This window comes from Streptomyces sp. SAI-127 (assembly GCF_029894425.1).
Lineage (GTDB): Bacteria > Actinomycetota > Actinomycetes > Streptomycetales > Streptomycetaceae > Streptomyces.
In genome coordinates this window covers 7,309,053-7,322,581 of sequence record NZ_JARXYJ010000001.1, presented here as the reverse complement: position 1 = coordinate 7,322,581, position 13,529 = coordinate 7,309,053, and the positions used below count along the sequence as shown (strand labels likewise).

Annotated in this window: 13 protein-coding genes, 1 pseudogene and 1 riboswitch; of the genes and pseudogenes, 7 read left to right on the top strand and 7 right to left on the bottom strand. The window is 71.0% G+C overall.

What is annotated here, in order from left to right; all coding sequences use genetic code 11:
• Positions 1-80 precede the first annotated feature (80 nt).
• Positions 81-1,814 (top strand): MFS transporter, encoded by a 1,734-nt coding sequence (locus tag M2157_RS33730; RefSeq protein WP_280867106.1) that lies wholly within the window; start codon positions 81-83, stop codon positions 1,812-1,814.
• A 320-nt stretch (positions 1,815-2,134) separates the two neighbouring features.
• On the opposite strand, the pseudogene M2157_RS33725 reads toward M2157_RS33730, so the two are convergent.
• A pseudogene (locus M2157_RS33725) lies at positions 2,135-2,239 on the bottom strand (phosphotransferase); the annotation flags it as partial.
• A 221-nt stretch (positions 2,240-2,460) separates the two neighbouring features.
• Here M2157_RS33725 and M2157_RS33720 point away from each other — a divergent pair.
• The 5 genes from M2157_RS33720 to M2157_RS33700 all read left to right on the top strand — a co-directional run bounded on the left by M2157_RS33720 (position 2,461) and on the right by M2157_RS33700 (position 6,417).
• A complete protein-coding gene (locus M2157_RS33720) occupies positions 2,461-3,114 on the top strand; it encodes a class I SAM-dependent methyltransferase (RefSeq protein WP_280867105.1) in 654 nt (217 codons plus the stop codon).
• A gap of 22 nt (positions 3,115-3,136) precedes the next feature.
• On the top strand, positions 3,137-4,054 hold the full coding sequence (locus M2157_RS33715; protein ID WP_280867104.1) for an N-acetylmuramoyl-L-alanine amidase: 918 nt from the start codon (positions 3,137-3,139) through the stop codon (positions 4,052-4,054).
• Between the two features lie 71 nt (positions 4,055-4,125).
• Positions 4,126-4,968: a DUF5336 domain-containing protein gene (locus tag M2157_RS33710; RefSeq protein ID WP_280867103.1), complete on the top strand. Its 843-nt coding sequence runs from the start codon at positions 4,126-4,128 to the stop codon at positions 4,966-4,968.
• A gap of 104 nt (positions 4,969-5,072) precedes the next feature.
• Entirely contained in the window at positions 5,073-6,083 is a 1,011-nt protein-coding gene (locus M2157_RS33705) for an LLM class F420-dependent oxidoreductase (protein WP_280867102.1), read from the top strand.
• A 40-nt stretch (positions 6,084-6,123) separates the two neighbouring features.
• Positions 6,124-6,417, top strand: a complete 294-nt coding sequence (locus M2157_RS33700) for a hypothetical protein (protein WP_057615136.1) — start codon at positions 6,124-6,126, stop codon at positions 6,415-6,417.
• Between the two features lie 41 nt (positions 6,418-6,458).
• Here M2157_RS33700 and M2157_RS33695 read toward each other — a convergent pair whose 3' ends face one another.
• From M2157_RS33695 to M2157_RS33685, 3 genes are read right to left on the bottom strand one after another with little or no spacing between them, the layout of a single operon-like run.
• The gene (locus M2157_RS33695) at positions 6,459-7,529 is read right to left on the bottom strand and encodes a terpene cyclase/mutase family protein (protein WP_280867101.1); all 1,071 of its coding nucleotides are present in this window, start codon (positions 7,527-7,529) and stop codon (positions 6,459-6,461) included.
• The gene (locus M2157_RS33690) at positions 7,526-8,260 is read right to left on the bottom strand and encodes a class I SAM-dependent methyltransferase (RefSeq protein WP_280867100.1); all 735 of its coding nucleotides are present in this window, start codon (positions 8,258-8,260) and stop codon (positions 7,526-7,528) included. Before M2157_RS33690 ends, M2157_RS33695 begins: the two co-directional genes overlap by 4 nt.
• The gene (locus M2157_RS33685) at positions 8,254-9,684 is read right to left on the bottom strand and encodes a glycosyltransferase family 4 protein (protein WP_280867099.1); all 1,431 of its coding nucleotides are present in this window, start codon (positions 9,682-9,684) and stop codon (positions 8,254-8,256) included. Before M2157_RS33685 ends, M2157_RS33690 begins: the two co-directional genes overlap by 7 nt.
• Positions 9,685-9,890: 206 nt before the next feature.
• Between M2157_RS33685 and M2157_RS33680 the strand changes: the two genes are divergently transcribed.
• Positions 9,891-10,526: a TetR family transcriptional regulator gene (locus M2157_RS33680; protein ID WP_280867098.1), complete on the top strand. Its 636-nt coding sequence runs from the start codon at positions 9,891-9,893 to the stop codon at positions 10,524-10,526.
• An 80-nt stretch (positions 10,527-10,606) separates the two neighbouring features.
• Here the strand turns inward: M2157_RS33680 and M2157_RS33675 are convergent, their stop codons facing one another.
• The 3 genes from M2157_RS33675 to M2157_RS33665 form a co-directional block, all read right to left on the bottom strand.
• Entirely contained in the window at positions 10,607-11,470 is an 864-nt protein-coding gene (locus M2157_RS33675) for a tetratricopeptide repeat protein (protein ID WP_280867097.1), read from the bottom strand.
• A 74-nt stretch (positions 11,471-11,544) separates the two neighbouring features.
• Positions 11,545-11,720, bottom strand: a riboswitch (TPP riboswitch).
• Positions 11,721-11,788: 68 nt separating this feature from the next.
• Positions 11,789-12,022 carry a ferredoxin gene (locus M2157_RS33670; RefSeq protein ID WP_280857266.1) on the bottom strand — a complete coding sequence of 78 codons (234 nt, stop codon included), beginning with the start codon at positions 12,020-12,022 and terminating at the stop codon, positions 11,789-11,791.
• Positions 12,023-12,028: 6 nt separating this feature from the next.
• Complete coding sequence (locus M2157_RS33665; protein ID WP_280867096.1) at positions 12,029-13,486, bottom strand: aldehyde dehydrogenase; 1,458 nt, start codon at positions 13,484-13,486, stop codon at positions 12,029-12,031.
• Positions 13,487-13,529 lie beyond the last annotated feature (43 nt).

Below are 13,529 nucleotides of genomic sequence, written 5' to 3'. Positions count from 1 at the left end.
AAGCATCGGAATAGTTGCCCATGCATACGTAGTTCAAGCCACACGTAACCCGATCTTCCAGGCCCGGAGGCCTCGCTCACATGACGCACACGCCGACCGACCAGCCCACCCGGAGAGCGTCCGGCGCTGTCGTCCCGGTGCTCGCCTTCGCGGGCATCGTGGTCGCGGTGATGCAGACCCTGCTCGTCCCGGTCATCAAGGACCTGCCGGAACTGCTGGACACCGCGCCCAGCAACGCCACCTGGGTCCTGACATCCACCCTGCTCTCCGGCGCCGTCGCCACCCCGATCATGGGCCGCCTCGGCGACCTGTACGGCAAGCGCCGCATGCTGATCCTCAGCCTCGCCGTGATGGTCGTGGGCGCCCTGGTCAGCGCCCTCACCAGCGACCTGCTCACGATGATCGCCGGCCGCACCCTCCAGGGCTTCGCGATGGGCGCGATCCCCCTCGGCATCGGCCTCATGCGGGACATGCTGCCCCGCGAGAAGCTCGGCTCGGCCATGGCCCTGATGAGCTCCTCGATCGGCGTCGGCGGCGGCCTGGCGCTGCCCCTCGCGGCACTGATCGCCCAGCACGCCGACTGGCACGCCCTCTTCTACGGCGCCGCGGGCATCGGCGCGCTCGCCATCGTCCTCACCCTCCTCGTCGTCCCCGAGTCCCCGGCCCGCGCCGAGGGCACCTTCGACGTCCTGGGCGCGATCGGCCTCTCCGCCGGCCTGGTCCTCTTCCTCCTGCCGATCACCAAGGGCAGCGACTGGGGCTGGTCCTCCGGCACCACGCTCGGCCTGTTCGCCGCGTCGGCCGTCGTCCTCCTCCTGTGGGGCGTCATGGAACTGCGCGTCAAGGCCCCCCTGGTCGACCTGCGCACCACCGCCCGCCCGGCGGTCCTCTTCACCAACCTGGCGTCGATCATGGTGGGCGTCTCCTTCTACGTCGTCTCACTCGTCCTCCCCCAGCTGCTCCAGCTCCCGAAGGCGACCGGCTACGGCCTCGGCCAGTCCATGGTCGTCGCGGGCCTGCTGGTCGCTCCGCTGGGCCTGACGATGATGATCACGGCCCCCGTCTACGCACGGCTGTCGGCGAAGTACGGCCCCAAGTTCACCCTCATCCTCGGCATGCTGATCATCGCGATCGGCTACGGCGCCGGACTGGGCCTCATGAGCGCGGCCTGGCAGAGCCTCGTCATCGCGGTGGTCCTCGGCGCGGGCATCGGGCTCGCCTACTCCTCCCTGCCCGCACTGATCGTGGGCGCGGTCCCGGCCTCGGAGACGGGGGCGGCGAACGGGCTCAACACGCTGATGCGGTCCATCGGTACGTCCGTGTCGAGCGCCGTGATCGGCATGGTGCTGGCGAACACGGCGAACAATGTCGGGGGCGTCGCGATACCGACCATGCACGGCTTCCGGGTGTCGTTCCTGATCGCGACCGGCGCGGTGGCGGTCGGGCTGCTGATGGCCCTGTTCCTGCCGAAGCCGAACCGGGCGCCGCAGCTGCGCGCGAGCAGCGAGGAGGACGCTGTGATCGAGCGGGCCGACGAGGTGCTGCGTGGCTTCCGTGGCCGCGTCCTGGACGCCGCGGGCACGCCGGTCCCCCGGGCCAAGGTCACGCTGATCGACCGGCGGGGGCGCCAGGCGGGCGCGACGCTCTCCGGTGACGACGGCACGTACGTCCTCACCGTCCCCACCCAGGGCGCCTACGTCCTCGCCGCCCGCGCCACCGGCCACGGCCCCCTGGCCTCCTCGGCCACCCACGCGGGCGACGACCGCGCGATCGACCTCGACCTGGCCCTGCCGGGCGAGACGGTCACGGCCTGACCGACACGCAGCCGGACCGCATCCCCGCCCCGCCCCACGGGCGGGGATGTGTCGCGTCGGGGGCGCCCGGAAGGACGTAGGACCGAACCCACAGCCGCACTCTGCAGCGCCCTCGGAAGCAGCCGCGACGCCGGGCCTCGGCCCGGGCCCGCACGACGGGCGGGCCGACCAAGACAGGCGCCCATCCGACCGACGACCGCCCGGCGCCCGGCGCCCGGACGACGACGTACGGGCCCAGGCCCGCACTACTGCCCGGCCGACCAGGACAGGCGCCCATCCGACAGACGCCCGCGCCGCGTCCAGTGCAGGACGACGACCTACAGCGGCCGGGTCCGGATCAGCCCGACGTACGCCGTCAGGTCCTCGCCCAGCACCACGTCCTGATCGACGACCGTGAACCCGGCCTCGGCGTACGCGTCAGCTGTCTGCCAACCTGGCGCCGGGCCCCACCGGAACCCGCACGGCACGCCCATCGCGCGCGTCCTTCGCGGCAACCCGCACCATGCGCCCGCAGCACGTTCCCACCCCCCTGTCCCCCGTCGGGCAGAGGGGTGCGGCAGCATGGACCGTCCGGAGAGGGCGTACGGCGCCAGCGCGGTCGTACGACGTCTGCCCGCACGCACGACCGACGACCGAGAGGAACCGCATGGCCGCGGCCGCACCCAAGCCCGAGATCCTCGCCGCCTTCGAGGCCGCCAAGGGGTTCATGCCCCTGAGCGAGGGGCTGGCCCTCCATGAGGCCGCTCTGGACGCCGGGCGGCTCGGGCTGCCGCTGCTGGAGGTCGGTACGTACTGTGGCCGCTCCGCGATCCTGCTGGCCGACGCGGCCCGTGAGGCTGGGGTCACCGCGCTGACCGTCGATCATCACCGCGGCAGCGAGGAGCAGCAGCCGGGGTGGGACTTCCACGATCCGGAGACGGTGGATGCCGAACTCGGACTGATGGACACGCTGCCCACCTTCCGCAGGACCCTGCACCGGGCCGGGCTGGAAGACCACGTGGTCGCACTTGTCGGTCGTTCTCCCCAGATCGCGAAGGTCTGGGGCTCGCCTCTCGGCCTGGTCTTCATCGACGGCGGTCACACCGACGAGCACGCGAACGCCGACTACGAGGGCTGGGCCCCCCACGTGGCCGAGGGCGGGCTGCTCGTCATCCACGACGTGTTCCCCGAGCCGGAGGACGAGTTCACCGGCCAGGCGCCCTACCGAGTCTATCTCCGGGCCCTCGCCTCCGGCGCCTTCACCGAGGTCTCGGCGACCGACTCGCTGCGGGTGTTGCGGCGGGTGCGGGCGGGGATCTGAGAGCGCGGTTAGAGTCGCAGACGTGTCGTACGCAGGCCCTGAATTCGGTTCCCCCCAGCCCCGCCGCCCCCGGCGCCGACCGCTGACCCTCGCCCTCGCCGTGCTCGTGCCGGGCGCGCTGCTCGGGTGGCTGGTGTACGCGGGGGTGAGCGGAGCGGCCGACGGCGGCGGGACGACGGCCGCGGCGAGTCCGCGGGCGAGCGCTCCGCCGACCGTCTCCTCCACCACCGTCGAGGACAAGAAGCCGCTCGGCTCGCTCGCGGGCAAGGTCGTCGTCATCGACCCGGGGCACAACCTCACCAACTTCCGGCACACGGCCGAGATCAACCGCAAGGTGGACATCGGTACGAACCGCAAGGAGTGCGACACGACGGGGACGTCGACCAACTCCGGTTACGCGGAGGCGAAGTTCACACTCGACGTCGCCCACCGGCTGCGCACGCTGCTGGAGAAGCGGGGCGCGACGGTGAGACTGACCCAGGACGGCGACCGGCCCTACGGCCCCTGTGTGGACGAGCGCGCCAGGATCGGCAACAGCGCGAAGGCCGACGCGGTGGTGTCGATCCACGCGGACGGCGCGAGCGCAGGGCAGCGCGGCTACCACGTGATCCTTCCGGGCCGCGTCCACCAGGGCATCGCCGACACCCGCCGGATCGTCGCCCCCTCCGCCCGACTCGGCGAGCGCATCGCGCACGACTTCGGACGCGCGACGGGCACCGCCCCCTCCAACTACATCGGCGACGGCACCGGCCTGGACACCCGCACAGACCTCGGCGGCCTCAACCTCTCGACGGTTCCCAAGGTGTTCATCGAATGCGGCAACATGCGCGACAGCAAGGACGCGGCCCTGCTCACCAGCGCGGCCTGGCGGCAGAAGGCGGCGCAGGGAATCTCTGAAGGAATCGTGAGTTTCCTGCACGAGCAACGATCTGCGCGCTGATCCCGACATACACTCCGCCCGGGCGGACGATAGGGTCTACCGACGACGAGACGACCTACGAAGGACTTGAAGTGAATATCCGCTCCCTCACTCGAGGCGACGGCGTGGTGATCGGTGCAGCGGTGTTGCTGTTCATCGCGTCGTTCCTTGATCTCTACTCGGTCGACGGAGCCCCCGACGACGCCGACCTCCCCAGCGCCTGGGCGAGCGGCCCGGTCGTGATGGGGGTCGTCCTCGCGGGCATCATCGGCGCCGCACTCGTCGTCGTGTCGCGCGGCCTGCCGCAGGTTCCCAAGGTGGCGGGACTCGACCTCGGCCAAGTCGGCGTCGCGTTCACGGTGTTCGCCGCCTGGAGCGCGCTCGGGAACGTGTTCGACCCGCTGAGCGCCGCGGACTACGGCTCCAGTTCGGACACGGTCAGCGCCGGCATCGGTCTGATCCTCGCTCTCGTCGCCACCCTGGTCATGGCCGGGGCCGCCGTCGCCACCCCGCTCGTCCCCGCCCTGCAGGCCGGCCTCGTCCCGGCCCCCAAGCCGCCCCAGCCGCAGCCCTACGGCGCCCAGCCGCCCGGTGGTTACGGCTACCCGGGCGCCCAGCAGCCGGGGCAGCAGCCCGGGCCGCAGGGTCAGCAGCCCTACGGCGGTCAGCCGCAGCCGGGGCAGCCGTTCGGCGCGCAGCCCCAGCCGCAGGCGCAGGCCCCGCAGCCGCCGGCGGCGGAGTTCTCGCCGTTCTGGTTCGCCGTGCCGGTGCCGCGCCCGCTGTTCGCGGAGGACGGTTCGCCGACGCCGATCGCCGAACTCGCGCCGGGCACCTGGTACCTGGCCGTCGAGCAGCGCGGTCCGGGTCTGGTCGCCCAGACGCAGGACGGCCGTCGTGGCGTGCTGCAGGACACGAGCGGCATCCAGCGCGGCTGAGCCCTTCGAGGTCGTAGGACGGCCCCTCGCCCCTTCCGGGCGGGGGGCCGTTGCCGTACATTCGCGAGCGCTCCCGAACATCTGACATACCGTCAGGAGGCGTCGTGCGACTCGGTCTTGCGCTCGGCTACTGGGGCCGCGGCCCCGACCCCCGCCATGTGCCGCTGGCCCAGGAGGCCGAGCGGCTCGGCTATCACTCGGTGTGGACGGCCGAGTCGTGGGGGTCGGACGTTTTCACACCGCTCACCTGGATCGCGGCTCAGACGTCGACGATCAGGCTGGGTACGGCCGTTGCCCAGATGGCCGCCCGCTCCCCCACCACGACCGCCATGCACGCCCTCACCCTGGACCACCTCTCCGGCGGACGGGTCATGCTGGGCCTCGGGCTGTCCGGGCCGCAGGTCGTCGAGGGCTGGTACGGCCGCCCGTTCCCCAAGTCGCCGCTGACCGCGACTAGGGAGTACGTCGACGTCGTACGGCAGGTCCTCAGGAGGCAGGCGCCGGTCGAGCTGGACGGCCGCTTCCACTCCCACCCCTACCGGGGCCCGGACGGCACCGGGCTCGGCAAGGCGCTCAAGCCCATCACCCACCCCCTGCGCGCCGAACTGCCCATCCTGCTGGGCGCCGAGGGGCCGAAGAACATCGCCCAGACGACCCGGATCGCGGACGGCTGGCTGCCGTTGTACTGGTCGCCGAACCGGCCCGAGGTCTACGAGGCCTCGCTCGCCGAGGCTCCGGAGGGCTTCCTCGTCGCCCCCATGGCCCAGGTGCGGGTCTGCGACGACGTGACCGAAGGACTGCTGCCGGTCAAGACGATGCTGGGCTTCTACATCGGCGGAATGGGCCACGCGGCCCGCAACTTCCACGCCGACCTGATGGCCCGCATGGGATACGAGGAGCAGGCGCGCAGGATCCAGCGGCTGTTCCTCGAGGGCCGCCGCGAGGAGGCCGTGCTCGCCGTGCCGGACGCCTTCGCCGACGAGATCTCCCTGGTCGGACCGCGCGAACGTATCGCCGAGCGGCTGGAGTCGTGGCGCAAGGGGCCGGTGACGGACCTGCTGGCGCTGGCCCCGGACCGGGAGTCGCTGCGGGTGCTGGCGGAGGTCAACGCGTGACGCCAGGTTTCGTCAAGGAATTCGGGGCCATTCGAACACCATGTCCACTGAATCTCGCCGCGGTGCCAACTCCGCCGGGACGGTCATAGCGATCGTCGCCGACATCATGGCCCTCATTCTGGGCCTGTGGATCCTGATGTACCTGCTGGACGCCAACCGGGCGAACGACTTCGTGCAGTTCATCCACGACGCCGCCCGCTGGCTCGCCGGCTGGTCCTACGACCTGTTCACCTTCGACGAGGCCTGGGCCCGGGTGGTCGCGGGCTACGGCCTGGCAGCGGTCGTCTACCTGTTCGTGGGCCACGCCATCGCCAACCGCGCCCACCGTCACTGAGACCTGACCGCGCCCACCGCCTCTGAGACCCGACCGAGCGCTCAGGCGCAGCAGTCCGGGTCAAGGCCCAGCGGCAGGCGCTCCCCGCCGAACACCACGCAGGTGGCCTCATGGCCACCCAGCGCGGCGACGGCCAGCAGCAGTGACCCCGCCGTCCACGTGGTCAGCTCCCGTGGCCACACCGCCCCGTCCTCGAACACGTACCCGGTCCAGTACAGCCCGCTCTGCGGGTCCCGCAGATGCTGGATCGACTGGAGGATCTCCAGCGCCCGGTCGGACTCGCCCGTCGCCCACAGGGCCAGGGCGAGTTCGGCCGACTCCCCGCCCGTGACCCACGGGTTGGGGACGACACAGCGCACTCCGAGAGCGGGCACGACGAACCGCTCCCAGCCCTCCTCGATACGGGACTTGGCCTCCGCGCCGGTCAACGCCCCGCCCAGGACCGGGTAGTACCAGTCCATCGAGTAGCGGTCCTTGTCGAGGAAGCGTTCGGGGTGCCGGCGGATCGCATGGCGCAGCGCACCGACCGCCAACTCCCAGTCCGGCTGGGCCTCTTCGCGCTGTTCGGCGATCGCGAGGGCGCATCGCAGCGCGTGGTGGATCGAGGAGGATCCGGTGAGCAGCCCGTCGGTGAGGGCGCTGCCGTCGTCCTCCCGCTTCCACCCGATCTGCCCGCCCGGCTGCTGGAGTTCCAGTACGAACTCCATCGCCGCGTACACCGTCGGCCACATCCGGTCGAGGAACATGTCGTCGCCGGTGGAGAGGTAGTGGTGCCACACTCCTACGGCTATGTAGGCGACGAAGTTCGTCTCCCGGCCCCGGTCGGTGACCTGCGTGAAGTCCCCGTCCTGGTACGCCGCGTACCAGGATCCGTCCTCGTTCTGGTGGCGTGCGAGCCATTCGTAGGCCCGCTCGGCCGCCTCGTGCTCGCCCGCCGCGTCCAGCGCCATCGCGGCCTCGGTGTGGTCCCACGGGTCGAGGTGGTGCCCGCGGAACCACGGGATCGCCCCGTCCTCCCGCTGCGCGGCCAGGATCCCGGCGACGGTCGCGGCGGCCTGCTCGGCGGTGAGGACCCCGGGCAGGACGAGGTGTTCTGTCCGGGGAGTGGTCACGAGGTGGCCACCTGCGGAAGGTGCGGCTTGGTCGCGTACGCCACGAAGCTCTTGCCGATCAGCGGGTTCAGTGCCTGCTCGGCGACCCGGGTGGCCAGCGGCTTCTTCATGATGTCCCAGACCAGCAGCTTGTGGTACGCCTGCACCGGCAGCGCCTTGTCGTTGTCGACGCCGAACGCGCACTTGAGCCACCAGTACGGGGAGTGCAGGGCGTGCGCGTGGTGGGTGCCGTACGGCTTGAGGCCGGCCTCGCGGATCTTCGCGAGCAGCTCGTCCGCCTTGTAGATGCGGATGTGGCCGCCCTCGACCTCGTGGTAGGCGTCGGACAGCGCCCAGCAGACCTTTTCGGGGCCGTAGCGCGGGACGGTGATGGCGATCCGCCCACCCGGCTTGAGCACCCGGACCATCTCGGCGAGTACGCCCTTGTCGTCCGGGATGTGTTCCATCACCTCGGAGATGATCACGACGTCGAAGGACTCGTCGGGGAAGGGGAGGGCCAGGGCGTCGCCCTCCATCGCGGTGGCGGTGGCCCCTTCCGGTGCCTCACCGGCCTCCTTCATCGCCGTGAACCACTTCGCGACCTCGCGGATCTCCTCGGCGTTCTGGTCCAGCGCCACGACCTGCGCGCCGCGCCGGTAGCACTCGAACGCGTGCCGGCCGGCCCCGCAGCCGAGGTCCAGTACGCGGTCGCCCGGCGCGAGTGGGAACCGGGAGAAGTCGACGGTCAGCACGTGGCCCTGCTTTCGGGGTTGAGATCGGCGTCGGTCACTCGTGGGGCGGTCAGTGGTACGCCCGTCGCTGAGGCCGTGGAGCGGTCGGGGTGCTTGGCCGCGGAACGGGGCGTGGCCTCGGCGGCGGGTCCGGCGATCGCCTCGCGGTACCGGGCCACGGTGCCCTCCGCGGCTTTCGCCCAGGTGAACTTCGCCAGTACCCGCTCACGTCCGGCCCGGCCGAGTCGCGCCCTCAGGTCCGGGTCGCCCAGGAGACGGCTCAGGGCGGTCGCCAGTGCGCCCGGGTCCCCCGGCGGTACCGCCAGGCATGTCTCGCCGTCGCGCCCGGCGACCTCGGGGATGGCGCCGCCCGTCGTGGCGACCAGCGGGGTGCCCGTGGCCATGGCTTCCGCCGCCGGGAGTGAGAAGCCTTCGTAGAGCGAGGGCACGCAGGCGACCTCCGCCGAGCGGACGAGGTCGACCAGTTCGGCGTCCGTGATGCCCTTGACGAAGTCGACGGCGCCTTCGAGGCCGTAGCGCTCCATGGCCTGGGCGACCGGGCCCTCGGCCGGTCGCTTGCCCACAACTATGAGGTGCGCCCCGGGGTGTTCCGTGCGGACCTTCGCGAGCGCCTCGACGAGGAAGACGAGGCCCTTGAGGGGGACGTCCGCGCTGGAGGTCGTGACGATCCGGCCCGGCACCACGCGCACCGACGGATCCGGCGAGAACTGGTCGGTGTCGGCGCCGATGTGGACGACGTGGATGCGGTCGTCGCGCACGCCGAGGTGGTCGACGATCTCCTGGCGGGAGGTGCCGGAGACGGTGAGCACGGACGGCACGCGGCGGGCCACGCGCTTCTGCATACGGGTGAAGGCGTACCAGCGGCGCTTGGACAGCCGCTGCCGCCATCCCTCGGCCGCGTCCAGCTCCAACTGCCGGTCCACGGTGATGGGGTGGTGGATGGTGGTCACCAGCGGAGCGCCGACATCGCCCAACAGGCCGTAACCGAGGGTCTGGTTGTCGTGAATCACGTCGAACTCACCGCTGCGGGCCCGGAGATGACGTCGGGCCCGCAGGGAGAAGGTGAGCGGCTCGGGGAAGCCGCCGGTCCACATCGTGGCGACTTCCAGGGCGTCTATCCAGTCGCGGTACTCGTCGCGTTTCGGGGTGCGGAAGGGATCCGGAGAGCGGTAGAGGTCCAGGCTGGGCAGCTCGGTCAGGCTCAGGCCGTCGTAGCCCGGATCGAGAACGGGGTAGGGCTGGGAGCCTATGACCTCGACACGGTGGCCGAGGCGGGCCAGTTCGCGTGAGAGGTGGCGTGTGTAGACACCCTGGCCGCCGCAGAACGGGTTCCCTTTGTAGGTGAGGAGCGCGATACGGAGCGGTCGCTCGCCGTCGGCGGCCGGGCCCTCAAAGGCCCCTGCCTGACTGGCCTCAGCGGTCACTCTGGGCCCCCTTCTGCCTGCACTGTCCCGCGAGATTACGACGAGAAGGTAATCTAGAACAAGTTTCAGACTTGATCGTTCAGGAGGCTCTGAATCTACCGGCAGGTAGGGGTCCTGTGAGCGGTGGATCAGGTGATTCACGCCACGACCGGCACCCTGGCATGCTGAGTGATCACACATCCTCACGGACTGTCACGGAACCCAAGGTGGACAAGGTGGCCAAGCCGGCCAGAGTGGAAGCCAGCACCGTACGACCCGACACACCGCCGCTGACCGAGCGACAGGAGGCGCGGCGCCGCCGCATCCTGCACGCGAGCGCGCAGCTGGCGAGCCGCGGCGGGTTCGACGCGGTGCAGATGCGGGAGGTCGCGGAGTCCTCACAGGTGGCGCTCGGCACCCTTTACCGGTACTTCCCCTCCAAGATCCATCTGCTGGTCGCCACCATGCAGGACCAGCTGGAACACATGCACGGCACGCTCCGCAAGAAGCCGCCGCAGGGCGAGACGGCGGCCGAGCGGGTCGCGGAGACCCTGATGCGGGCCTTCCGGGCGCTCCAGCGCGAGCCGCATCTGGCGGACGCGATGGTCCGCGCGTTGACCTTCGCGGACCGCAGTGTGAGCCCGGAGGTCGACCAGGTCTCCCACCAGACCACGCTGATCATCCTGGACGCCATGGGGCTCGAGGACCCGACGCCCGAGCAGCTCTCCGCGGTCCGCGTCATCGAGCACACCTGGCACTCGGCCCTGATCACCTGGCTCTCGGGCCGGGCCTCCATCGCCCAGGTGAAGATCGACATCGAGACGGTGTGCCGACTGATCGACCTCACGGAACCGCCGTCCTAGCATCCCGGTCCTGGCGCCCCGGTCCTGGCGCCCCGGTCCGACCGCCCCGGTCCTGGCGCCCCGGCCCCACCGCCCCGGCGCTAGCCGACGGCCGCCAGTCCGCTCCAGCTCCGTCCCGTCGCCGTCTCCCCCGCCCACCGTTCCAGCAGGCGTCGGGCCTCCGTCTCGGGGGCCGCGAGGGAGACCTGCTGGGCGCCGGCGTCGACGGCGCGCTCCTGTTCGTGGGTGCCCTCGCTGCAGCAGGCGCACATCATGCGGACGCTGCTCGCCGGCTCGGCGCCGAAGCCGTGGTCGGTGAACAGCTCCAGGAGGGCCTCCAGGTCGGCCTTCTCGCCCGCGGCCACCGTGACCTCCAGGGTGGGCAGTTCGGACGCCTCGAAGAGCAGGAGTTCCTCGAAGACGGGGTACGTCGAGCCCTCGACGACCCGCTCGCCCTTCGGTTCGCCGTCGTGGACGACGATCTCGCCGTAGCGCCGTCCGCCCGTGACGGGCACGCTGACGACCCGGCCGCGGGTGGGGCACAGCCGCTCGATCCAGACGACCTCGCGCTCGCCGCCGGTGTCGAGGCGCACGCAGGCGTACCCGAAGCGCGCGTCGATCTGCCCTTCCCCGTCGGGGAGTTCGATGCCGAAGCCGCTCCACGCGTCCCGTGCCGTCGCCCAGTCCCGCTGGATCGTGGCCGCGATGCCGAGGTTCCAGTACGCCGGGTCGCCCTCGCCGCGCGGGGAGCGGGCCGCGGCCTCCCGGCCCAGCTCATACGCCTTGGCCCAGTTCCGCAGGAACTTGTGGGCGAGCGCGGCGTCGTACCACCACACGGCGCTTGCCTTCAGGTCCGGGAAGTGTGCGAGCACCTGCTCGTACAGCTCGGCGGCGCGCAGCCAGTCCTCGGCGTCCCAAGCGACCCGTGCCTGCTTGATCAGCTTCTTGGCCTCGGACTTCTCCACGCTTCCCCACTCCCGCGATGCGCTGACGACGACCGCAGGAGCGTAAGCCCTCACACCGGCGGGGAGCACGTGAGGGACCTACGAGACGGGTTCCCTTCGCCGGTATGGTCCGGATCAGGTTCTGGGGGTCGCCGTCGAGCCTTCCCGCTGCTCTTCGGCCTCTCAGCCCTACCGTCGACGTCGGCCCTGGCGGAAGCCTTCGCATCTCGCCTGAGTCGGCTACTTCGGTGGGACTCCCTCACTCGCCTCGTAGGCCTATGTCCAGAATAGAACCCTCGTCCGGGAATGAACCCTCTCAAACCATGATTTTCTCGGCTCCTACTCCTCCGGCGGGAACACCGGCTCCCCGCTCCCCAGCAGCGTGATCATGATGGCCTCCACCGGGCAGTTCTCCGCCGCCGCCAGGATCTTCTCGTTGGCGTCGCTCTCCGGGTCGGCGGGGTGGGACTGGCGGGCGGTGTCCAGGCGGAAGCCGTCGGGGGCGGTGTGCACGCACTGCGCGGAGCCGATGCACAGGGAGCGGTCGACCTCGACGTGCCAGCGGTCTCCCATCGCCGCTCACGCCTCCCAGCCGGCCGGCAGATGGATCATCTTGTGCTCCAGGTACTCGCCGTAGCCCTCGGGGCCGAACTCCCTTCCCAGGCCGGAGCTCTTGTAGCCGCCGAAGGGGCCGAGCATGTCGAGGCTGAAGGTGTTGACGTTGTAGGTGCCGGTACGGACCTGGCGGGCGACCTCGATGCCGCGCTCGACGTCGGCCGTCCACACGCTGCCCGACAGTCCGTAGTCCGAGTCGTTGGCGATCTTCACCGCCTCGGACTCGTCGCCGTAGGGAAGGAGGCAGATCACCGGTCCGAAGATCTCCTCGCGCGCGATCCGCATCGAGTTGTCGACGTCGCCGAAGAGCGTCGGCTCGACGTACCAGCCGCGCTCCAGGCCCGCCGGACGCCCGCCGCCGGTGAGGATCTTGGCGCCCTCCTCCTGGCCGATGCGGATGTAGTCGAGGTTGCGGCGCTGCTGGCGTTCGGCGACCAGCGGGCCGACCTGGGTGGCCGGGTCGAGCGGGTCGCCGACGACCAGTGCACTCGCCGCCGCGGCAAGGGCCTCGGCGAACTCGTCGTAGCGGGAGCGGGGCAGCAGGATGCGGGTCTGGGCCACGCAGGCCTGGCCGTTGTTCATCCAGGCGGACGGGACGATCCCGGCGACGGCCGTCTCGACGTCCGCGTCCGGGAGGACCACGGCCGCCGACTTGCCGCCCAGCTCCAGGGTCACGCGCGTGAGATTGCGGGCGGCGACCTCCATCACGCGCTTGCCCGCGCCCACCGATCCGGTGAAGGAGACCTTGTCGATCCCCGGATGCCCGACCAGGTACTCGCTCACCTCACGGTCGGCCGGGAGGATGGACAGGACGCCGTCCGGCAGCCCGGCCTCCTTGGTGATCTCGGCCAGGATGTACGCGTCCAGCGGTGACTCGGGCGACGGCTTGAGCACCACCGTGCAGCCGGTGAGCAGCGCGGGGGCGAGCTTGGCGGCGGCGACGAACTGCGGGACGTTCCAGGGCACCACGGCCGCCACGACCCCGACCGGCTCGCGGCGCACGAGGATGCGGCCGAGCACTCCGTCGCGTGTCTCCTCGTACGTGAAGCCGCGTGCGACCGTGATCGCCGAGTCCCAGACCATCATCGCGCCGAGGGCCTGTGCGAGGACGCTCCAGGAGTACGGGGAGCCGTTCTCGGAGGAGATCACGCGGGCGATCTCCTCGTGCCGGACCGCGATCGCGTCCTTGATCCTGGTGACGACCTCGATGCGCTCGTCGAGCGACATCCGCGGCCAGGGTCCCTCGTCGAAGGCGGTGCGTGCGGCGGCGACCGCCGCGTCCACGTCCGCGCGCGAGGCGTGCGGCACGCGTCCGATGACCTCCTCGGTGTGCGGGGAGATCACCTCGATGACGTCCTTGCCCAGGGGGTCGGTCAACTCCCCGCCGATGAACAGCTGTCCGTGTTCCACGAGCTCGGTCATGGCGACTGCCTCCCCGGGGCGGCTTACTGACGATCCATCAGAT

Coding starts and splice junctions, on each gene's coding strand:
- M2157_RS33730 (WP_280867106.1), top strand. CDS start 81: ATGACGCACACGCCGACCGACCAGCCCACCCGGAGAGCGTCCGGCGCT.
- M2157_RS33720 (WP_280867105.1), top strand. CDS start 2,461: ATGGCCGCGGCCGCACCCAAGCCCGAGATCCTCGCCGCCTTCGAGGCC.
- M2157_RS33700 (WP_057615136.1), top strand. CDS start 6,124: ATGTCCACTGAATCTCGCCGCGGTGCCAACTCCGCCGGGACGGTCATA.
- M2157_RS33670 (WP_280857266.1), bottom strand. CDS start 12,022: ATGGGAGACCGCTGGCACGTCGAGGTCGACCGCTCCCTGTGCATCGGC.
- M2157_RS33665 (WP_280867096.1), bottom strand. CDS start 13,486: ATGACCGAGCTCGTGGAACACGGACAGCTGTTCATCGGCGGGGAGTTG.